This is a genomic window from Geminicoccus harenae (assembly GCF_019800005.1).
In the GTDB taxonomy this organism is placed as follows: Bacteria; Pseudomonadota; Alphaproteobacteria; order Geminicoccales; family Geminicoccaceae; genus Geminicoccus; species Geminicoccus harenae.
Window position 1 is genome coordinate 134,691 of the sequence record NZ_JABGCL010000015.1, and the last position, 19,875, is coordinate 154,565.

Here is a 19,875-nt window from a genome sequence, read left to right on the forward strand (position 1 = left end):
ATGGCGGCACTCCTGGTGCTGCTGCTGGGCGTGGCGCTGGCCTTCCTGCTCGACCTGGTGACCGGCCCCTCCTCCCTGCCGGTGGTGGACGGGCTGCGCGCCCTCTTGGGCCTGGGCGAGCTGACGCCGGCGCTGGAGGTGATCGTCTGGCAGGTCCGCCTGCCCCAGGCGCTGCTGGCGCTTCTGGTCGGCGGTGCCCTGGCGCTGGCCGGGGCCGAGATGCAGACTACGCTGAACAACCCGCTGGCCAGCCCGTTCACCCTGGGCGTGTCCTCGGCGGCCTCGCTGGGGGCGGCGCTGGCGATCGTGCTGGGCCTGGGCGTCCCGGGCGTGCCGGCCAGCTGGATCCTGTCGGGCAACGCCTTCCTGTTCGCCTTCGGCTCGGTCCTGCTCCTGCAGTTCCTGGCGCGGCTGCGCGGCACCGGGGTGGAGACGCTGGTCCTGTTCGGGATCGCGCTGGTGTTCACCTTCAACGCGCTGGTGGCGCTGATCCAGTACGTCGCCAGCCAGGAAGCCCTGCAGCAGCTGGTGTTCTGGAACCTCGGCAGCCTCGCCCGGGCGAGCTGGGAGAAGATCCTGGTGGCCACCCTGGTGCTCGCCCTGGTGCTGCCCTTCTCCCTGGCCGCCTCCTGGCAGATGACCGCACTCCGGCTGGGCTCCGACCGGGCCTACAGCTTCGGGGTGAATGTCGGCCGGCTGCGCTTTCTGTCCCTGTTCCGGGCGAGCCTCCTGGCCGCGACCGCGGTGGCGTTCGTCGGCACGATCGGTTTCGTCGGCCTGGTCGGGCCTCATCTGGCGCGCCTCCTGGTGGGCGAGGACCATCGCTTCTTCCTGCCGGCCAGCGTCTTGTGCGGTGCACTGGTGATGTCGCTGGCCTCGGTCGCCAGCAAGACCCTGGTGCCGGGGGCACTCCTGCCGGTCGGCATCGTCACGTCCTTGATCGGGGTGCCCTTCTTCGTCGTGCTGATCTTCGCCCGGCCCGAGCGCGGCTAGGCCGGCAGCGCCAGGCACACCCGCTCGACCTCGGCCATGCGCGCCTCCAGCACCGGCACGATCCGGCCGAGCGCCGGCTCGGTCAGCATGTGGCCATGCACGCTCCGCACGTCATGGACCACGAGCTGGCCGACATGTGAGCGCCAGGCCAGCGGGTCGAGCCCGCGGGTCTCATTGCCCTCCGTGGCGCGGAAATGGTCGAGCCGGCCCGCGAAGGGGCGGTGCCAGTGCCCGCGCACCAGCCGGTCATTGGCCGCCACCACCCGCAGCACGCCGTCGAGCGCCCGGTCGTCCAGCCCGCCCAGCGCGTGGCCGCTGTCGCGCAGGAAACCCACCACCGCGTCGCGGGTCAGCTCCAGCCCGGCCATCCGCTCGGGATCCTGGCCGGCAATGTAGAGCAGCGCCTTCAGCGCGGCATCGGCCGCCGGCGGCGGCTCTTCACGCCAGCGCTCGCAGGGATAGGAATCCAGCATCGCCAGCAGGCCGGCCTCGGCGCCGAGCCTGGCCGCGATCGCCTGGGCCACGATTCCGCCCACCGACCAGCCCAGCAGGTGGATCGGCCCATCCGGCCGGATCGGCCGGATCCGCGCCAGATAGGTCTCCGCCATCTCGTCCAGGCTGGCCGGCAGCGGGGCCACCGGGTCGAGCCCGTCCGCCTGCAGCCCGAAGACCGGCCGTGATCCCCCCAGGGCACGGGCCAGCCCGCCATAGCACCAGGCGATCCCGCCGGCCGGATGGATGCAGAACAAAGGCGGCAGCTCGCCGCCCCGATCGGCACCCAGCCGGATGCAGGGGCCGAGCCCGTTGCCGGACCGGGCATCGGGGGCAGCGGCCATCAGCTCGAGCTGGCGGGCCAGCCGGGCGATCGTCGGGTGCTCGAACACCAGGCCCAGCCCGACCTCCAGCCCCCACTCCGCCCGGATGCGCCGGGCCAGGCGCACCGCCAGCAGCGAATGGCCGCCCGCCAGGAAGAAGTCGTCCTCGGCCCCGACCTCGCGCCCCAGCACCTCCGCGAACAGCCGGGCCAGCCGTTCCTCGGCAAAACCTTCCGCCGCCCGGCCCGCGGCCGGCGCCAGCTCGGGCGCCGGCAGGGCTGCACGATCGAGCTTGCCGTTCGCATTGGTGGGCAGGCTCGCCAGCACCATGAAGCTCGCCGGCAGCATGTAGTCCGGCAGGTGCCGGCCCAGCTCGGCGCGCAGGGTCGCCGGCTCGGGCACGGTGCCGGCGGCCGGCGTGACATAGGCGGCCAGCACCGGCTCGCCGTCATTGCCGGCCCTAGCCAGCACGACCGCCTGGCCGACCTCCGGGCAGGCCTGCAGCGCCGCCTCGATCTCGCCCAGCTCGATCCGCAGCCCGCGGATCTTCACCTGGTGGTCGGAGCGGCCGAGGAATTCGCATGCCCCATCCGGCCGCCAGCGGGCGAGGTCGCCGGTCCGGTAGAGCCGCTCGCCCGGCCGAAACGGGTCAGGGCCGAACCGCTCGGCGGTGAGGTCGGGGCGACCGAGGTAACCGCGCGCGATCTGCCGGCCGCCGAGATGGAGATGGCCCGCCACGCCGGGCGGCACCGGGCGCATCCGCTCGTCCAGCACGTAGAGTGCGGTGTTCCAGACCGGGAAGCCGATCGGCACCGGGCTGGAGCGATCCTCCGGCCCGGCTGGCCAGTAGCTGACATCCACCGCCGCCTCGGTGGGCCCGTAGAGATTGTGCAGCTCCGCCCCCATCCGGGCGTGGAACCGGTCGCGCAGGGCCGCCGGCAGCTCCTCGCCGCTGCAGAACACCTGGCGCAGGCGCAGGCCCCGGCAGGCCGGCTCCTCCAAAAACGCCGCCAGCATCGAGGGCACGAAATGGAGCGTGGTGACACCCTGCTCCTTGATGATCCGGACGAGCCAGGCCGGGTCCTTGTGCGCCTCGGGCGGAGCGATCACCAGCTCGGCACCCGAGATCAGCGGCAGGAACAGTTCCCACACCGAGACGTCGAAGGTGACCGGGGTCTTCTGCAGGATCCGGTCGCCCGGACTGATCCGGTAGTGCGCCTGCATCCAGCACAGCCGGTTCACGATGCCGGCATGCTCGTTGACGACACCCTTGGGCTCGCCGGTCGAGCCCGAGGTGAAGATGACATAGGCGGCATCACCGGGCGCCGGCGGCCGGACCGTCGCCCCCTCCCCGCCGTCCTCCGCCCGGTCCAGGTCGAGCAGCGGCCAGCCGTCCGGCAACCGGTCGTGCTGGTCGGAGAAGGTCAGGACGAGCGAGGGTGCGGCGGTCGCCAGCATCCGCCGCAGCCGCTCCTTGGGCTGCGCCAGGTCGAGCGGCAGGTAGGCGCCGCCCGCACGCAGGATCGCGGTCAGCGCTACGATCAGCTCCAGCGAGCGCGGCAGCGCCACCGCCACCACGCTGCCGGGACCGACGCCCATCGCGGCCAGCCGTCCGGCCAGCCGCCCGCTCTGCCGGTCCAGCGCGCCGCGATCCAGCACAAGCTCGCCGAACCGGACCGCCGGTGCGCGCGGGTCGGCCGCGAGCTGCCGCTCGATCAGCGCGGTGAGCGTGGTGTCCTCGACCGGGTGCGCGGTCTGGTTGACCTCGACCAGCCAGTGCCGGGCCTCCGCCGGTGTCAGGGTCGGCACGTCGGCCAGCCGCTCTGCCGCCAGTGCGTTCTGGAGAAAGCAGGCCAGCCGATCCGCCTGGACCTCGGTCGCTGCCAGGTCGAACAGGCCGGGATTGCTGTCCAGCTCCAGCCGCAGCCCGGCCCCGGCCGGATCGCCGCGGAAGGTGAAGGTCAAATCGTCGACCGGGCCGGTGCCGAGCACGATGAGCTCGGTCTCGAGCCCGTCCAGGACGAGCGGCGCCTCGAATGGCAGCACGTTGACGAGCGGCCCATGGAGCCGGCGGCTGCCGCCCAAAAGGCCCAGGTCGCGGCGCAACTGCTCGCTGCGATAGCGGCCGTGCCGCCGCGCCTGGCGGAGTGCCCGCGCCGCACCGGCCAGGAAGGCGTCGAGCCCCTGCTCCTCGTCGATCGCGAAGCGCACCGGCAGGACGTTCATCACCATGGCCGGCACGTTCGCGGCGGCACTGCCGAAGCGGCCCATGTGCGGCACGCCCAGGATCGCCTCCGGCCCGCCGGCATGGCGCTGCACATAGGCCGCGACCAGGGCCGCCAGCACGTCCGGCCAGGTGACGCCCGCAGCCTCGGCACGCGCCAGCAGTCGGGCCGCGAGCACCGGGTCCAGGGGCCGTGCGACCCGGTGGAAGCGGTGGCCGCTCACGGCGGGGCCTTGCGCCATCGGCGCCACGTCCGGCCGGTCGCCGAACATTTCCAGCCAGAAGCGGTGGTCCGCGGCTTCACGCTCCGAGCCACGGTAGGCCGCAGCCTCGGCCAGCACGGCAGAGAACGGGCCGAACGGCTCGCCGCCGCCGGCGTAGAGCTGGCCCACCCGCCTGGTCAGCAGGTCGGTGCCGTAGCCGTCCACCAGGAGATGGTGGATGCGCTGGTACCAGACATGGCGCTCGCGGGAGAGCACGAACAGGCGCTGGGCGACCAGGCCGCCTGCCTCCAGGTCCACCGGCGTCGCCATGTCGGCGTCCACGGCGGCCCGCCAAGCCGCCTCGGGATCAGGAAGGTGACGCAGGTCGACCAGTTCCGGCCGCGGCCGCGCCGCCTCGTCCAGCCACTGGCGCGGCCCGTCCGGCCCGTCGGCAAAGCGCAGCGCCAGCCCGTCCGCCTCCTGCATGGCCCCGTCCAGCGCCGCCACGAACCGGGCCCGGTCGAGCAGCCCGTCGATGACGATCGCCTGCCCGGTGAGGAAGATCGGGTTGGCTGGATCCAGGCGCTGGGCGAACCACAGGCCTTCCTGGGCCCCGGTGAGAGGCCGGCCGACGTCCTGCATCAGCCGCGGGACCTCTGCACCACGTCCCACCAGTGTGCCAGGGTGGGCGTTGCGGCGAAGGCCGAGAACTCGGCCCGCACCCCGATCTCCTGCCAGCGGCGCACCAGTGCCATGGCCCGCATCGAATCCAGCCCGAGATCGATCAGGCTGTCGTCCGTCCCGATCTCCTCGGGATCGTCGTGCAGCAGCGCCGCGATCTCCCGGCGCATGCTCTCCAGAGTCAGCTCGGCCGCCGACCTCGCCCGTTCCTCGCCCATCGCTTCCGTCCTACCGGCCCGCCTCGGCCAACCGCTGGCGCAGGATCGCCCGCAGCTCCTTGCGGCTGATCTTGCCCACGGCCGTGGCGGTGAACTCCTGCATGAACACGACCTGATCCGGCACCTTGAACTCGGCGAGGCCCCGGCTGCGGATCCAGGCCTTGATCTCGATCGCCCTGGGCTGGCGCCCATTCGGGATGATGAAGGCGCAACTGCGCTCGCCCAGATACTCGTCGGGCACCGACACCACGGTCGCGTCGAACACGTCGGGATGGGCCAGGAGATGGTCCTCGATCTCCTCGGCCGAGATCTTCTCGCCCGCCCGGTTGATATGGTCGGTGGCCCGGCCCTGGACCTCGAGATGGCCGCTGGGCAGCCGGCGCACGATGTCGCCGGTGCGGTAGAACCCGTCCTCGGTGAACGCGCGGGCGTTCGCTCCCGGGTCGTTGTGGTAGGCGCGGATCGTGTAGGGGCCGCGGGTCAAGAGATGGCCGGGCTCGCCGTCCGGCACCGGCAGGCCCTGGTCGTCCACCACCAGCACCTCGTCGTCCGGGCTGATCGGCCGGCCCTGACTGTTGATCACCAGCTCGTCGGGATCGTCGTGGCGGGTATAGTTGACCAGGCCCTCGGCCATGCCGAACACCTGCTGGAGCCGCACGCCCAGCGTCGGCCCGATCCGCCGCGCGATCTCCGGGGCCAGCTTCGCACCGCCCACCTGCAGGAGCTTCAGGCTGGACAGGTCGGCGGTGCGGCCGGCGGCGGCCTGCAGCCAGAGCAGCGCCAAGGGCGGCACCATCCCGGTGATGGTGACCCGCTCCTGCTCGATCAGCGGAAAGCCCACGTCGGGGCTGGGCGACGGGCTCAGCACCACCCGCCCGCCGGCATGAAGCACGCCGAACACGCCGGGCGAGCTCATCGGGAAATTATGCGCCACCGGCAGCACGGTCAGGTACACGCTGTTCGGGCCGAGCTGGCAGATCTCCGCACTGGCGCGGAAGCTGTAGATATAGTCGTCATGGGTGCGCGGGATCAGCTTGGACAGGCCGGTGCTGCCGCCCGAGATCTGCATGAAGGCGACCGAAGCGGGGCTGGGCTCCGGCAAAGGCGCACCGGGCGGAGTCACCGCCAGTTCCGCGAAGGACATGGCACCCGGCAGGTCGCCGGTCTCCCCCACCACCACGACCCGGCGGATCGCCGGGACCTCGGCCATCACGGTGCGGGCGAGCGTGCGGTAGTCGAAGCCGTCCTGGCGCTCGGCGATCACGTAGGCGCACGCCTCCGAGCGCTGCGCCAGGTGCACGATCTCGGTCTGCCGGTGGGCCGGCAGCGCGAACACCGGCAGGATGCCGGCGCGGAACATGCCGAACACCAGCGGGAAGAACGCAGCCACGTTCGGCAGTTGCACGACCACCCGGTCGCCCGCTTCCAGCCCGGCGGCGCGCAGGCCGGCGGCCACCCGGTCGGCCAGCAGATCCAGCTCGGCATAGGTCCAGCGATCCGCACCGCCCACCACCGCGACCCGGTCGGGGAGCTGGCGCGCCCGCTGCCGCAGGAACCCGCCGAACGTCTCGCCCCGCCAGTAGCCCCGCTCGCGGTACCGCCGCGCGAATTCCTCGGGCCAGACCTGTTGCACCGGAACCATGAAACCCTCGAAAAACCACGGCCGTACCCGCCCCCGGCCGTCCGGGGAGCAGATACGGCGGTCGCCCCGTTCAAGGCGTGATGATGGAGACCGTGTCGCCGTTCGGGTCGTCGATCGGCGGCTTGCCGCGGCCGGCCGACTTCGCCTTGTTGGTCACGTACACGACGTTCGTCTCGGGATCGATGGCGATGGTCTGCGGGTGCGTGCCGGTCGGCAGGCTGGCGATCACCTCCAGCTTCTCGGTGTCGACCACCGACACCGTGCCGGCCTTGCGGTTGCCCACGTAGAGCAGCCGGTTGGCCGGGTTGTAGGCCAGGCCCAGCGCGCCCTCGCCCGTGGGGATCCTGGTGACCAGCTTGCCGTTCTCGAGGTCCAGCACGCTGACGTCGCCGGACTTCTGGTTGGCGGCGAACAGCCGGCGGCCGGCCGGATCGATCGCCAGGTTGATCGGCGACTCGCCGCCGGCGGCGTATTTCGCCGTCACCGCACCCTCGGCCAGGTCGATCTGCACCACCTCGTTCGTGACCATGTCGGCGGCGTAGAGCACGCCCTTGGCCGGGTCGAGGGCCAGGCCGGAGATGCCGCTGCCCGGGTTCTCGATGACCCGCTCCAGCTCGTTCCTGGCGCCATCGATCACCCAGACCGCACCCGGCCCGCCGTCACGGCCACCGAACACCGAGACATAGACCTTGTTGCTCTCCGGATCGACCAGCGCCTCGCGCACATGGGCCTCCTCGCCATGGCGCACCGTGGCCACCACTTGGCCGGACTCCACGTCGATCGCCAGGACCTCGCCGCCGCGGGTGGCGGTGGCGTACAGTGTGCCGGTCCGGTCGTTCAGGCCCAGGCCGAAGGCCGGCTGGGCCGAGACGTCGATCGTGCCGACCGTGTCCAGGGTCTTGGGGTCGAGCGCCAGGATCCTGGCGTTGTTCTCGCCGCGCTTGCCGGTGCTCGCGACATAGAGCCGGTCCTGGCTATCGCTCAGGACGATCTGGTAGAGCCCGTCGGCGATCTTGCGGCTCTGCTCGACCGCGGGTGCCGCGTCCGCAGCACCCGCCACGGGCAGGACGGCCATCAGACCCAGGAAGGAGGCGGCCAGGAGCTGGCGGCGCAGGAGGGCTAGGCGCGGCACGTTGCGGTTTCCTTTCGTCGTTGAGGCGAAGCGGTCGGTCACGGAAGGTCGGCCCAGAAGATCCCGTCCTGCGGGACCGCCAGGAACCGCCGGTTGATGGTCTCCTGGGTGGCCGCCGGGTCGAGGTCGGCGAACAGGTCGGGCTGGATCCATTTGGCCAGCACCTCGACCGCCAGTATGTCCAAGGGCGAGTTCAGGAGCTGGTGGGACAGGGCATGGGCACGGCCTTCGGCCACCGCCGGGAGCTGGGCGATGCCGGGCCGCGCCGCCAGGCGGTCCAGCGCCTCCTCCGCCTCCGCCGCCGTGTAGCCCGGCCCGATCACCAGGCCGTTCGACTTCTCCAGATGCGGCCCGCCGGTGGCGATGTAGACGTCCGGTGCCGCGGCCACGACATATTCGAGGTTGAGACGGCCGTACGGCCGGTCCAGCACGTCGGCACCGATATTGTGGCCGCCCGCCAGCTCGACATAGTCGCCGAGATTGCCCTTGCCCGGCGAGCTGCAGCAGTCATCGGACATGCCGGCATGCACCTCGACGAACACTTTGGGCCGGTCCTCCTCGGCCAGGCCCTGCACCCGCTCGGTGATGGCGGCCAGATGCTCGTCGCGAAACGCGATGAACTCCGCCGCCGCCTGCTCCTGGCCGATCAGCCTGCCCAGGATGCGCAGGCTGGGCGCCAGGTTGCGCTGCGGGTGGGAGAAGAAGTCGATGAACAGGACCGGGATGCCGGCGGCCTCGACCTGCGCCACCTGCTCGGGGGTAGGACCGGTGCCGACGGTGAACACCGCGACGTCCGGTGCGGTCGCGATCACGAGCTCGGTGGAAAAGTCCCCGGCCGAGCTCGGCCCGGCCGGCAGGTCGGCCAGGGTCGGGAAACGCTCCAGGTAGCGCTCGTAGACGATCTGGCCGATCCGGTGGACGTCCTTGGGCCAGGCGGCCAGCCGCGCCACCGGGTCCGGGTCGAGCAGGGAAAGGGCGATCAGCACCCGCGCATCGTCGATCAGCAGCCGGTCCGCCGGCCCGTCCAGCCGCACCTCACGCCCGGTGATGTCGGTGATCGCCAGCTCGGCACGGGCGCAGAGCGGCGATGCCACCAGCATCACCGCCAGCGCCACTTGCCATGCCGCCCGGACCACCCGCATGCGTCGGTTCCATGTTGTTGCTGGAGAATGCATAATGCTGGCGCGCCTTTGCGCCCTGGACGACGGCGATGTCAAGCTCACCTCAGCACGATGCACCAGCCAATCGCGTCGAGGTGACGACCGGGTCCAGCAGACTAGTTTAGATTTATTATAGATCATGATTGCGGGTCATTGCCTTGGCCGCGACTTGACGCAACGGGAACCCATCTTGACCGAGCCCGCAGCCACCTCCGCCGGCGCCACCGGCAGCGGCCTTTCGACCGGAGGGTTCCGCCTGGCCGGCACGTCCCGGCAGACGGTGACGGCCAGCGCGGGCGGCCGCCGCTACGAGCTGCTGCTGGCCGCCCCTCCCGGCCCGCCGCCGGCCGGCGGCTATCCGCTGTTCCTGGTCCTGGACGCCCATCACCTGTTCGCCACGGCCGTGGAGGCCCTGCGCCGGTCCTGCCACCGGCCGAGTGCTACGGGCGTTTACCCGGCGGTCATTGCCGGGATCCAACCGCTGCCAGAAATGGGCGACACCGATCCCCGCCGGCGCGACTTTCTGCCAGCCCATGCCGCGCCGTTCCTGGCCTGCCTGGAGGGGGACGTGCTGCCGGCCATCGCCCGCCACTTCCCGATCGACCCCGACCAGCGCACGCTGTTCGGCCATTCGCTGGCCGGCTGCTTCGTGCTGCACGCGCTCCAGGCCAGGCCCGACCTGTTCACGCGCTGGATCGCGGCCAGCCCGTCGATCTGGGCGGACCCCGAGCGGCTGGAAGGGGGCTTCGCGGCGCTGGCGGCGTTCGCGGCGGCGCCGCCCTGCGAGCTGCGGGTCATGGTCGCGGTGGGCGGCTGGGAACAGGGCCTGGCGCCATGGCAGGCGGCGGAGGCGGATGCCCCCGCCATGGCCAGCCGGCGTGCCGAGCGCGGCATGGTCGACCGGGCCTGGGCGTTCGCCCAGCGCCTGGACGCCCTGGCCAGCCCGTCGTTCCGGGTGCGCTACGAGGAATTGGCCCATGAGGACCATGCCTCGGTGGTGCCGATCGCCCTCGCCCACGGGCTGCGCTTCGCGCTGGCCCCGGCCCGGCTCCTGGACAACTGGCCGCGGCCGGCCGCCTGAGCAGCCGGCGAGGATTCCCTCAGGCCGCGTGGGGCAGTTCGCCCTTGGCCTTGGCGACCTCGTCCAGCTTGTGGACGAACGCGTCGTACCAGGTGCGCGCCGTCCAGGTCTGGAGCGGCTCCAGGCAGCGCCGCCAGCGCTCGATCCGCTCGTCCTTGGGCATCCCCAGCGCATCGCGCATCGCCAGCGCGGTCTGCTCGATGTCCAGCGGGTTCACGAGCAGGGCGCCGTCGCCCAGTTCCTCCACCGCACCGGCAAAGCGCGACAGCACCAGCACACCCGGATCGTCCGGGTCCTGGGCCGCGACATATTCCTTGGCCACCAGGTTCATGCCGTCGCGCAAGGGCGTCACCAGGCCCACCTGGGCGACCCGGAGGAAGCCCGCCAGCACCTTGCGCGGCACCGGCTGGTTCACGTAGCGGATCGGGTTCCAGTCGGGCGAGGCGAACCGGCCGGCGATGCGCCCGGTGGCGCGCTCCAGGTCGGAGCGCAGGGCGCGGTACTGGGCCAGCTCGCCCCGGCTGACCGGGGCGATCTGCAGCATGACCACCTCGTGCAGCCACTCCTCGTAATGGGCCAGGAGATGCTCGTAGGCGGCAAAGCGCAGCGGCAGGCCCTTGGTGTAGTCCAGGCGCTCGACACCCAGCATCAGGGTCCGGCCGCCTAAGGACTCCTCGAGGTTGCGCACCTCCGCGGTCTGGTACGAGGCGGCCGCCTCCTTGGCGAAGCCCGCCGTATCGATCGCCGCCCGGTAGACCCCGGTCGCGATCCGGTGGCCTTCGTGGATCAGCGTGTCGCCGTCGCGCTCGGCCCCGCACCAGCGCTCCAGGAAGTCGAGCAGGTCGTGGTGCGAGCGGTCGGTCTGCACCCCGATCAGGTCATAGTCCAGGAGGCTCCGGCCGAGCTCGGCATGGGCCGGCAGCACCTCGACGATGTCGCCCGAGGGGAACGGCACGTGGAGGTAGAAGCCGATCACGCCCTTGAAGCCCAGCTTGCGCAGTTCCTCACCCAGCGGGATGAGCTGGTAGTCGTGGACCCAGACATGGTCGTCGGGCTTGAGCAGGGTGAAGAGCTCGGCGGCGAACTGCGCGTTGACCTTGCGGTACGCCCGGTAGTGCTCGGCCTTCCAGTCGACCAGGCCCAGCCGGTAGTGGAACAGGGGCCAGAGCGAGCCGTTGGCGAAGCCGTAATAGAAGCCACGGTAGTCGGCCTGGTTCAGGTCGAGCAGCGCATAGCTCATCCGGCCGCGGGTGGTTACCTTGGCAGGCCCGGGCTTGTCGGCGAACTCGCCGCTCCAGCCGAACCAAAGCCCGTCGGCCTTGCGCAGCCCATCGCGCAGGACCACCGTCAGTCCACCGGCCTCGACGCGCCTGCCCGACGGCACGCTGACGCGGTTGGAGACGATCACGAGTCGCGCCAAAACGCTTCCTCCCAGGTCTTTGACAGGCGCATGCCGGAAATGATCAGCCCCACCATCGAGTAGCTCTGCGGGATGTTCCCCCAGAGCTCCTTGGTCAGCGGGTTCACGTCCTCGGACAAGAGCCCCAGCGAATTACGGCAGGAGATCAGTTCCTCGTAGATGGCGCGCGCCTCGTCCTTTCGGCCGATCGCCGCCAGCGCATCGAGGAACCAGAACGTACAAACGGTAAAGGCGTTCTCCGGTTCGCCGAAATCGTCCGGCGCCTTGTAGCGGAACACATGGTTGCCCCGGCGCAGCTCCCGCTCAATCGCCGCCACCGTGTTGACGAAGCGCGGGTCGTCGGCGGCCAGGAAGCCCACCTCGTGCATGAGCAGCAGGGCCGCATCCAGGTCCGTGCCGCCGAAGCTCTCGACGAAGGTGCGCCGTTCCGCGTCCCACGCCTCCTCCAGGATCGCCCGGCGGATCCGGGCGGCATGGGCGCGCCAGTAGTCGCCCCGCTCCGGCAGCGCCAGCACGCCCGCGATCTTGGCGAGCCGGGCGCAGGCCACCCAGCACATCAGGGCGGAATGGGTATGGACCCGCTCGCGGCCGCGATATTCCCAGATGCCGGCATCCGGCTCCAGCGCCAGCCGCGCCGCCTGCTCGCCCAGCCGCTCCAGGAGCTGGAACAGCTCCAGGTCGCCCTGCACCGGCAGGCGGCGGTCGTAGAACATCTGGGCGGCCGCCATCACCACGCTGCCATAGACGTCGTGCTGGCGCTGGAACCAGGCGGCGTTGCCGACCCGGACGGGGCCCATGCCGCGATAGCCCTCCAGCGCCGGCGCCTCGGTCTCGTCCGGCGTGGTGCCCGGCAGGATCGGGTAGAGCGGCAGGAGCGTGCCGTCCTCGGACAGGGTCACCAGCGTGGTGATGTAGCGCAGATAGTCCTCCATGGTCCGGGTAGCGCCCAGCCGGTTGAGCGCGTGGACCGTGAAGTAGGTGTCGCGCAGCCAGCAGAACCGGTAGTCCCAGTTGCGCCCGGAATCGGGCGCTTCCGGGATGGAGGTGGTCAGTGCCGCGACCACGCCGCCGGTTTCCTCGAAGGCGCACAGCTTCAGCGTGATCGCCGCGCGCAGCACCACGTCCTGGTACTCGAACGGCACCGACAGGTAGCGCGACCATTCCTGCCAGTAGAACAGCGTCTCCTCGTAGAGCTCGCGGAACACCTGGGCCGGCGATTCCATGACCGAGGTGTCGCCGCTCAGGATCATGTGGATCGGGGCGTGGACCACGATCGGCAGTTCCTCGGCGATGGAGGCCACCGACATGTCGGTGGTCAGCCGGATCGCCTGGTCGCCGGAGATCAGGCGCAGGCTGTTGCTGAGCGCCACGGTCTGCATCGGCTCGGCACCGTAGCGGCTGCTCGGCCGCAGCCGCACCGTGCAGGGGAACCGGCCCTGCACCGGCTCGATCCGGCGCAGGAGCGTGGCCGGGCGGAACATCCGGCCGAAGCGGCGGCAGCGCGGGGCCAGGTCGGTGATCCGGATCACCGCCCCGGTCTCGTCCTCGAGCTCGGTCTCCAGGATCGCGGTATTGCCGACATAGCGCCGGCGCGCGGTGGCAGGCCGGGTCGACTCGACCGACCAGAAGCCGCCTTCCCCGCCCAGCAGCGCGTGGAAGATCGGGTCGCCGTCCAGCCTGGGCCAGCAGGTCCAGACATGGCGGCCCTGCTCGTCGATCAGGGACGCGATCGTGCCGTTGCCGATCACCCCCAGGTCGAGCCCGCTCACGGGCGGTTGCCCCCGTCCGGCCCGCCGGCCTGCAGGAGGCCGGCCAGCCAGTTCCGGACGTCGTGCGGGCGGCGCAGGGGCCCGGCCGGCCCCACCAGCAGGCCGTAGCCGCCGCTGCGCTGCACCGTGTCGATCGCATCCAGATCGGTCGTGTCGTCGCCGATGAAGACCTGGGTGCGGCCGGAAAAGGGCGGCTGCTCGGCCAGGGTCGCCACCGCCGCCCCCTTGTGGACGCCCTTGCGGCGGAACTCGAACACCGCCTTGCCGTGCAGCACCTCGTAGTCCGGGAAGCCCGCCACGATCTGCTCCACCGCCTGCCCGATCTCGCCCTCCAGCTCCGGCCGGGCACGCACATGCAGCGCCACTGCCCCGCCCTTGTCCTCGACCAGCATGCCGGGATGGCGCAGGGCCAGGGCCACCGCCAGGTCGCGCAGCCGCTCCGGCACGGTGCTGATCCGGCCGGTGATGCCGTCCGCCGTGATCCGCCATTCGGCACCATGCTGGCCCGCCACCGGCAGGCGCAGCGGCTGGAACAGCCGGTCCAGGTCGGCCACCGTCCGCCCGCTCACCAGCGCCACCGCGCCGCCGGCCCCGGCGAACAGCCCGGCCAGCACCGCCTTGAGCTCGTCGCTCACCACCACCGCGTCGGGCGTGGGGGCGATGTCGAGCAGGGTGCCGTCCACATCGAGGAACAGTGCCATCTGGCTGAGCGGGATGGTCGGCAGGTTCGCCGCTGGCTGGATCAAGTTCGTCGTCCGCACGTGCTCTGGTCGCTTCCGGAAAGGCCCGGCCCACCGCCATGCCTTTGGCCCTTAGGGAAACCCGACCGGCGCGCGAGGACAACCCCTGCCGTGCCTTGCAGTTCCGGCCCGGCCGGCTCAACCCTCCTTCCGTTCAGTCCTCTTCATCGTGGTAGCGCTGCTCCGCCCAGGGATCGCCGCGGTCATGATAGCCGCGCTCCTCCCAGAAGCCGCGCCGGTCCTCGGCCACGAACTCGATCCGCCGCAGCCACTTGGCACTCTTCCAGAAGTAGAGATGCGGCACGACCAGCCGGACCGGCCCGCCATGCTCGACCGGCAGGGGCTCGCCTTCCCAGCGATGCGCCAGCAGCGCGTCGGGCGAGGCGAAGTCGGCGAGCGGCAGGTTGGTCGTGTAGTCGTCGTAGCTGTACAGCACGACGAAGCGCGCCTCGGGCCTGGGCCTGGCCTGGGCCAGGATCACGCTGGTCGCGACCCCTTCCCAGTGATTGTCGTAGCGCGACCAGGTGGTGACGCAGTGGATGTCCGAGACGGAGCGGGTCTGCGGCTGGGCCAGCATCGCCTGCCAGTCCCAGGTGAAGCTCTCCTCGACGAGGCCGAACACCCGGAGCTGCCAGCGCTCGGGCGCCACCTTCGGCCGGGTGCCCAAATCCAGGATCGGCCAGTTGGTGACGACATGCTGGCCGGGCGGCAGGCGCTCGCCGGCAGGACGGGTCTCGCCGGTCAGGAACCGGCCGCTCTCGGCCCAGCCCTGCTTGATCTCGGCAAGGCGGCCGCGGACCTTCGGTGCCGCGGCCTGCCCGTCGTCGCTCTGGTCGGTCATGAGCCGGTCCCGTTCAGCCTGGCGGCGATGTCGGCGAGCAGGGTGAAGGAGGCCTTGCGCGCCGCGTGGTCGTAGAGGGGTGCGGCCACCATCACCTCGTCGGCGCGGGTGCGCTCCAGGAAGGCCTTGAGGCCATCCTCCACCGTGCCGGGCGCGCCCACGAACGAGCAGGCCAGCATGTGCTGGGCCCGCGCCTTCTCGTGCGGCGTCCAGTAGGCATCCATGTCGTCGACCGGCGGGCGCAGCCGGCCGGGGTCGCCGCGCTGCAGATGGGCGAACTGCTGCTGGATCGAGGTGAACAGATAGCGGGCCCGCTCGTCGGTCTCGGCCACCACCACATTCGCCGCGACCATGGCGTAAGGCTCGGCCAGTTGTGCGGAGGGCTCGAAGCGCGCCCGGTAGATCTCCAGCGCCTGCATCAGCGCATCCGGGGCGAAATGCGAGGCGAAGGCGAACGGCAGGCCCAGCGCTGCGGCGAGCTGGGCGCCGAACAGGCTGGAGCCCAGGATCCACAACGGCACCTCCGTGCCCACGCCCGGCACCGCCCGCAGCGCTTGGCCGGGGCGCTCGGGTGCCAGCAGGGCCTGCAGCTCGACCACGTCCTGCGGGAAGCGGTCGGCACTGTCCGGCGAGCGGCGCATCGCCTGGAAGGTGCGCATGTCCGAGCCGGGGGCGCGGCCCAGGCCCAGGTCGATCCGGCCGGGGAACAGGGTGGCGAGCGTGCCGAACTGCTCGGCGATCACGAGCGGCGAGTGGTTGGGCAGCATCACGCCGCCGGACCCCACCCGGATCGTGCTGGTACCCGCCGCGACATGGCCGATCACCACCGAGGTCGCGGCACTGGCGATTCCGATCATGTTGTGGTGCTCGGCCAGCCAGAAGCGGCGGTAGCCGAGTTGTTCGACATGGCGGGCGAGGTCGAGCGTGTTGCGGAACGCATCGGCGGCGGTCGACCCTTCCACGATGTGGGCGAGGTCGAGCACGGAGAAGGCTGGCACCGGTCGGGCACTCCGGGAAACGTTCGTCCTGATATGTAGATGCACCCCCGCCCTGCCAACCGCAGGGGCGCCCCAGGAGTGGCCGGCGCCGATGGTGCGCAGGCCGGCGGGTCATGCTATCTGCGCGGCCGCAGCAAGGCAGGGAACCCTACGGGTGGGCATGGCGACGATCGCGTTCGGCGCGGATCATGGCGGCTTCGAGCTGAAGGCGCTGCTCCTGGCAGCGGCGGAGAAGCTGGGCCATCCGACGCTCGATCTGGGCACGCACGGGCCGGCCGCGGTCGACTATCCGGACGTCGCCCGGGCAGTCTGCGCCGCGATCGGCGAGGGCCGGGCGGCGTGCGGCGTGCTGGTCTGCGGCACCGGGGTCGGCATCTCGATGGCTGCCAACCGCTTTCGCCACATCCGCTGCGCCCTGGCCCATGACGCTACCACCGCACGGCTGACCCGGCTGCACAACGACGCCAACGTGCTGGCCCTGGGCGCCCGGGTGATCGGACCCCAGGTAGCACTGGACTGCCTGGAAGCCTGGCTCGCCACGCCGTTCGAGGGCGGCCGCCACGCCGCCCGCGTCGCCAAGTTGTCCGACCTCTAGCCCGCCCGATCCGGAAGAGAACCCATGGCCGCATCCACCGACCTTCCCCGGACCCGCTCCGCCGGCTTCTTCACGAGCGGGCTGGAGACTGCCGACCCCGCCCTGTTCGGTGCTATCCAGGACGAGCTGCACCGCCAGCAGGACCAGATCGAGCTGATCGCGTCCGAGAACATCGTGAGCCAGGCGGTGCTGGACGCCCAGGGCTCGGTGTTCACCAACAAGTATGCCGAGGGCTATCCGGGCAAGCGCTACTATGGCGGCTGCGAGTTCGCCGACGTGGTCGAGCAGCTCGCGATCGACCGGGTGAAGGAGCTGTTCGGCTCCAGCTTCGCCAACGTCCAGCCGCACAGCGGTGCCCAGGCCAATTTCGCGGTCCTGCTGGCCCTGCTCCAGCCGGGCGACACGATCATGGGCCTGTCGCTCGCCGCCGGCGGACACCTGACCCACGGGGCGCCGGCCGCCGTGTCCGGCAAGTGGTTCAACGTGGTCCGCTACGGGGTCCGCGAGGACGACCACCTGATCGACTATGACGAGCTGCAGCGCCAGGTCGAGGAGGCCCGGCCGAAGCTGATCATCGCCGGCGGCTCCGCCTATCCCCGGATCCTCGACTTCGCCCGCTTCCGCCAGATCGCCGACAGCGTCGGCGCGATCCTGATGGTGGACATGGCCCATTTCGCCGGGCTGGTGGCGGGCGGCGTGCATCCCTCGCCGGTGCCGCACGCCCATGTCGTCACCTCGACCACGCACAAGACCCTGCGCGGCCCGCGCGGCGGCCTGATCCTGACCAATGACGAGGCGCTGGCGAAGAAGTTCAACAGTGCTGTATTCCCCGGCTCGCAGGGCGGCCCGCTCATGCATGTCGTGGCGGCCAAGGCGGTGGCGTTCGGCGAGGCGCTCGCCCCCGAGTTCAAGGCCTATGCCCAGCAGGTGGTCGACAATGCCCGGGCGCTGGCCGGGGTGATGACCGAGCGCGGCTGCGCCCTGGTCTCGGGCGGCACCGACACGCATCTGCTGCTGGTCGACATGCGGCCCAAGGGGGTCAAGGGCAATGTCGCCGACAAGGCCCTGGAGCGGGCCGGGATCACCTGCAACAAGAACGGCATCCCGTTCGACCCGGAAAAGCCCGCCATCACCTCGGGCATCCGCCTGGGTACCCCCGCCGGCACCACGCGCGGCTTCGGCACGGCCGAGTTCCAGACGATCGGCCACCTGATCTCCGACGTGCTGGACGGCCTGGCCCGCAACCCGGAAGGCGACGCCCAGGTCGAGCAGGCGACCCGGCACAAGGTCGAGGAACTGTGCCGCCGGTTCCCGATCTACCGGCGGTGAGTGGCAGCCGTGCCGGCGCAGGCTATCGTCACCACGACAGCATGCGCCGGCATGAGCCCAGGCGAATGGAGGCGATGAATGGTTGCAGCGGCCGATGTCGTCACGGAGGCGATCGAGCGGTTGCGTTCGTTGCCGCGCCCACAGGCCGAGGCCGCCGCCATGCTCCTGCCAGAGATCGAGGGCGAGGCGGCCTGGGACGAGCTGTTCGCCGGACCCCAGGATGAGCTTGCCGCCCTTGCGGACGAGGCGCTCGCGGAAGCGACAGCCTGCAGGTCAAGCAGATCCACGCGACCCGGCAGATCTATTCTGTCCGGATCGGTCTCGGTCATCGCGCGGTCGGCGTGATGTCGGAGGGTGCCATCATCTGGTTCTGGGCCGGTTCCCATCGGGACTATGAGCGCCTCATTCGGGGACTCTGATCGACCATGCGCTGCCCGTTCTGCGGCTACGAGGACACCTCGGTAAAGGACAGCCGGCCGATCGAGGATGGCGCCGCGATCCGCCGGCGCCGCTCCTGCCCCGGCTGCGGCGGCCGGTTCTCCACGATCGAGCGGGTGCAGATCCGCGAGCTGACCGTGGTGAAGAAGGACGGGCGGCGGGTCGGCTTCGACCGGGAGAAGCTCGCCCGCTCGATCCGGATCGCGACCCGCAAGCGCGGCATCGAGGAGGAACAGATCGACCGGATCGTGGCCGGGATCATCCGCCAGCTCGAGGCGTCGGGCGAGAGCGAGATCCCCTCGACCCGGCTGGGCGAGCTGGCCATGGAGAGCCTGGCCGACCTGGACCCGGTCGCCTATGTGCGCTTCGCCTCGGTTTATCGCGACTTCGCCGGCCCGGAGGACTTCCAGACCTTCATCGGCCAGCTGAACCGCCGCCCGGACTGAACACTTGTCGGCCGACCCGGAACTCGACCGGCGCTGCCCGGAACGCGATCAGCGCTGGATGCGCATGGCGATCGACCTCGCCGCATTGGGCCTGGGCGCCACCTGGCCCAACCCGTCGGTCGGCTGCGTGATCGTCCAGGGCCACGTGGTGCTGGGCCGCGCGGTGACCGGCAGCGGCGGGCGGCCCCATGCCGAGACCGAGGCGCTGCGCCAGGCCGGCCCGGCCGCCCGTGGTGCCACCGCCTATGTCAGCCTGGAGCCCTGTGCCCATGTCGGCCGCACGCCCCCTTGTGCCGACGCGCTGATCGCCGCCGGCGTGAGGCGGGTGGTGGTGGCCTGCGGCGACCCGGACCCGCGCGTGTCGGGGCGCGGCGTGCGCCGCCTGCGCCAGGCCGGGATCGAGGTCACCGAGGGCGTGCTGGCGGCGGAGGCCGAGCGCGACCATGCCGGCTTCTTCGCCCGGGTCCGGCGCGGCCGGCCGCTGGTCTCGCTCAAGCTCGCGACCTCGCTGGACGGCCGGATCGCGACCGCCACCGGCGAGAGCCAGTGGATCACCGGGCCAGAGGCCCGCGCCTATGGCCATCATCTGCGCGCCACCCACGACGCGATCATGGTCGGCAGCGGCACGGGTCTGGCCGACGATCCGGCGCTGACCTGCCGGCTGCCGGGCCTTGCCGACCGCTCGCCGGTGCGGGTGGTGCTGGATGCCCGGCTGCGCATCGCTGAGGATGCCACCCTGGTCCGCACCGCCTGGCAGACGCCCACTTGGCTGTTCACCGCCCCGGACCACGACCGGGCCAAGGCGCGGGCGCTCATCGACCAGGGCGTGCGCATCGAGCAGGTGCCGGCGGCTTCCACGGGCGGCGTCGCCCTGGTCACTGTCTTGGCGCGGCTTGCCGAGCGCGGTATCACCCGCCTGCTCGTCGAGGGAGGTGCCGTGCTTGCGGCCAGCCTGATGCGTGAGCATCTGGTGGATCGGCTGCACCTGCTGCGCGCCCCGCTCCTGATCGGTGGCGACGGCGTGGCGGGCTTGGCTCCGTTCGGCGTGCGCCGGCTGGCCGATGCCCGCCGCTGGCGGATCATGGCGGAGCGCACCCTGGACGGCGACCGTCTGGTGGAGCTGGATTCACTGGGCAATCTTTGAGGACCT

At 71.3% G+C, this 19,875-nt stretch carries 18 protein-coding genes; 8 read left to right on the forward strand and 10 right to left on the reverse strand.

Features of this window, described 5'->3' with window-relative positions:
* Positions 1-993, forward strand: coding sequence for a FecCD family ABC transporter permease (locus tag HLA95_RS15400; protein WP_191061781.1), 993 nt, complete (start codon positions 1-3; stop codon positions 991-993).
* On the opposite strand, the gene HLA95_RS15405 is transcribed toward HLA95_RS15400, so the two are convergent.
* The 5 genes from HLA95_RS15405 to HLA95_RS15425 all read right to left on the reverse strand — a co-directional run bounded on the left by HLA95_RS15405 (position 990) and on the right by HLA95_RS15425 (position 9,050).
* Complete coding sequence (locus HLA95_RS15405) at positions 990-4,877, reverse strand: non-ribosomal peptide synthetase (protein ID WP_222183765.1); 3,888 nt, start codon at positions 4,875-4,877, stop codon at positions 990-992. The genes HLA95_RS15400 and HLA95_RS15405 overlap by 4 nt on opposite strands.
* Positions 4,877-5,134 carry a phosphopantetheine-binding protein gene (locus HLA95_RS15410; protein WP_222183767.1) on the reverse strand — a complete coding sequence of 86 codons (258 nt, stop codon included), beginning with the start codon at positions 5,132-5,134 and terminating at the stop codon, positions 4,877-4,879. Before HLA95_RS15410 ends, HLA95_RS15405 begins: the two co-directional genes overlap by 1 nt.
* Before the next feature lie 10 nt (positions 5,135-5,144).
* Entirely contained in the window at positions 5,145-6,776 is a 1,632-nt protein-coding gene (locus HLA95_RS15415; protein WP_191060890.1) for a (2,3-dihydroxybenzoyl)adenylate synthase, read from the reverse strand.
* A gap of 70 nt (positions 6,777-6,846) precedes the next feature.
* Positions 6,847-7,908, reverse strand: a complete 1,062-nt coding sequence (locus HLA95_RS15420; protein ID WP_191060891.1) for a YncE family protein — start codon at positions 7,906-7,908, stop codon at positions 6,847-6,849.
* 38 nt (positions 7,909-7,946) lie between these two features.
* The gene (locus tag HLA95_RS15425) at positions 7,947-9,050 is read right to left on the reverse strand and encodes an ABC transporter substrate-binding protein (protein ID WP_191060892.1); all 1,104 of its coding nucleotides are present in this window, start codon (positions 9,048-9,050) and stop codon (positions 7,947-7,949) included.
* A 208-nt stretch (positions 9,051-9,258) separates the two neighbouring features.
* On the opposite strand from HLA95_RS15425, the gene HLA95_RS28845 reads away from it, so the two are divergent.
* Positions 9,259-10,149 (forward strand): alpha/beta hydrolase, encoded by an 891-nt coding sequence (locus HLA95_RS28845; protein WP_222183768.1) that lies wholly within the window; start codon positions 9,259-9,261, stop codon positions 10,147-10,149.
* Between the two features lie 19 nt (positions 10,150-10,168).
* On the opposite strand, the gene HLA95_RS15435 is transcribed toward HLA95_RS28845, so the two are convergent.
* From HLA95_RS15435 to HLA95_RS15455, 5 genes are all read right to left on the reverse strand, one after another.
* On the reverse strand, positions 10,169-11,569 hold the full coding sequence (locus tag HLA95_RS15435; protein ID WP_222183770.1) for an alpha,alpha-trehalose-phosphate synthase (UDP-forming): 1,401 nt from the start codon (positions 11,567-11,569) through the stop codon (positions 10,169-10,171).
* Entirely contained in the window at positions 11,554-13,338 is a 1,785-nt protein-coding gene (locus tag HLA95_RS15440) for a glycoside hydrolase family 15 protein (RefSeq protein WP_191061422.1), read from the reverse strand. Before HLA95_RS15440 ends, HLA95_RS15435 begins: the two co-directional genes overlap by 16 nt.
* Complete coding sequence (otsB, locus tag HLA95_RS15445; RefSeq protein ID WP_222183772.1) at positions 13,335-14,084, reverse strand: trehalose-phosphatase; 750 nt, start codon at positions 14,082-14,084, stop codon at positions 13,335-13,337. Before otsB ends, HLA95_RS15440 begins: the two co-directional genes overlap by 4 nt.
* Before the next feature lie 148 nt (positions 14,085-14,232).
* Positions 14,233-14,919: a sulfite oxidase-like oxidoreductase gene (locus HLA95_RS15450; protein ID WP_191060668.1), complete on the reverse strand. Its 687-nt coding sequence runs from the start codon at positions 14,917-14,919 to the stop codon at positions 14,233-14,235.
* Positions 14,916-15,917: an LLM class flavin-dependent oxidoreductase gene (locus HLA95_RS15455; protein WP_191060669.1), complete on the reverse strand. Its 1,002-nt coding sequence runs from the start codon at positions 15,915-15,917 to the stop codon at positions 14,916-14,918. The genes HLA95_RS15450 and HLA95_RS15455 overlap by 4 nt, the downstream gene beginning before the upstream one ends.
* 160 nt (positions 15,918-16,077) lie before the next feature.
* On the opposite strand from HLA95_RS15455, the gene rpiB reads away from it, so the two are divergent.
* From rpiB to ribD, 6 genes are all read left to right on the forward strand, one after another.
* The gene (gene rpiB / locus HLA95_RS15460) at positions 16,078-16,512 is read left to right on the forward strand and encodes a ribose 5-phosphate isomerase B (protein ID WP_191060674.1); all 435 of its coding nucleotides are present in this window, start codon (positions 16,078-16,080) and stop codon (positions 16,510-16,512) included.
* 24 nt (positions 16,513-16,536) lie between these two features.
* The gene (glyA, locus tag HLA95_RS15465; protein ID WP_191060670.1) at positions 16,537-17,841 is read left to right on the forward strand and encodes a serine hydroxymethyltransferase; all 1,305 of its coding nucleotides are present in this window, start codon (positions 16,537-16,539) and stop codon (positions 17,839-17,841) included.
* A 78-nt stretch (positions 17,842-17,919) separates the two neighbouring features.
* A complete protein-coding gene (locus HLA95_RS15470; RefSeq protein WP_191060671.1) occupies positions 17,920-18,186 on the forward strand; it encodes a hypothetical protein in 267 nt (88 codons plus the stop codon).
* Positions 18,156-18,260: a hypothetical protein gene (locus HLA95_RS29910; protein WP_440588849.1), complete on the forward strand. Its 105-nt coding sequence runs from the start codon at positions 18,156-18,158 to the stop codon at positions 18,258-18,260. Before HLA95_RS15470 ends, HLA95_RS29910 begins: the two co-directional genes overlap by 31 nt.
* A gap of 6 nt (positions 18,261-18,266) precedes the next feature.
* Positions 18,267-18,725 (forward strand): transcriptional regulator NrdR, encoded by a 459-nt coding sequence (nrdR, locus tag HLA95_RS15475; protein ID WP_191060672.1) that lies wholly within the window; start codon positions 18,267-18,269, stop codon positions 18,723-18,725.
* A gap of 4 nt (positions 18,726-18,729) precedes the next feature.
* The gene (gene ribD / locus HLA95_RS15480) at positions 18,730-19,869 is read left to right on the forward strand and encodes a bifunctional diaminohydroxyphosphoribosylaminopyrimidine deaminase/5-amino-6-(5-phosphoribosylamino)uracil reductase RibD (protein ID WP_255591999.1); all 1,140 of its coding nucleotides are present in this window, start codon (positions 18,730-18,732) and stop codon (positions 19,867-19,869) included.
* The last annotated feature ends 6 nt before the right edge of the window (positions 19,870-19,875 follow it).

Bases quoted from the DNA above. Each gene is read 5' to 3' on its own strand.
- HLA95_RS15400 (WP_191061781.1), top strand. From the start codon at position 1: ATGGCGGCACTCCTGGTGCTGCTGCTGGGCGTGGCGCTGGCCTTCCTG.
- HLA95_RS15405 (WP_222183765.1), bottom strand. From the start codon at position 4,877: ATGCAGGACGTCGGCCGGCCTCTCACCGGGGCCCAGGAAGGCCTGTGG.
- HLA95_RS15410 (WP_222183767.1), bottom strand. From the start codon at position 5,134: ATGGGCGAGGAACGGGCGAGGTCGGCGGCCGAGCTGACTCTGGAGAGC.
- HLA95_RS15415 (WP_191060890.1), bottom strand. From the start codon at position 6,776: ATGGTTCCGGTGCAACAGGTCTGGCCCGAGGAATTCGCGCGGCGGTAC.
- HLA95_RS15425 (WP_191060892.1), bottom strand. From the start codon at position 9,050: ATGCGGGTGGTCCGGGCGGCATGGCAAGTGGCGCTGGCGGTGATGCTG.
- HLA95_RS15450 (WP_191060668.1), bottom strand. From the start codon at position 14,919: ATGACCGACCAGAGCGACGACGGGCAGGCCGCGGCACCGAAGGTCCGC.
- rpiB (WP_191060674.1), top strand. From the start codon at position 16,078: ATGGCGACGATCGCGTTCGGCGCGGATCATGGCGGCTTCGAGCTGAAG.
- glyA (WP_191060670.1), top strand. From the start codon at position 16,537: ATGGCCGCATCCACCGACCTTCCCCGGACCCGCTCCGCCGGCTTCTTC.
- HLA95_RS15470 (WP_191060671.1), top strand. From the start codon at position 17,920: ATGGTTGCAGCGGCCGATGTCGTCACGGAGGCGATCGAGCGGTTGCGT.
- nrdR (WP_191060672.1), top strand. From the start codon at position 18,267: ATGCGCTGCCCGTTCTGCGGCTACGAGGACACCTCGGTAAAGGACAGC.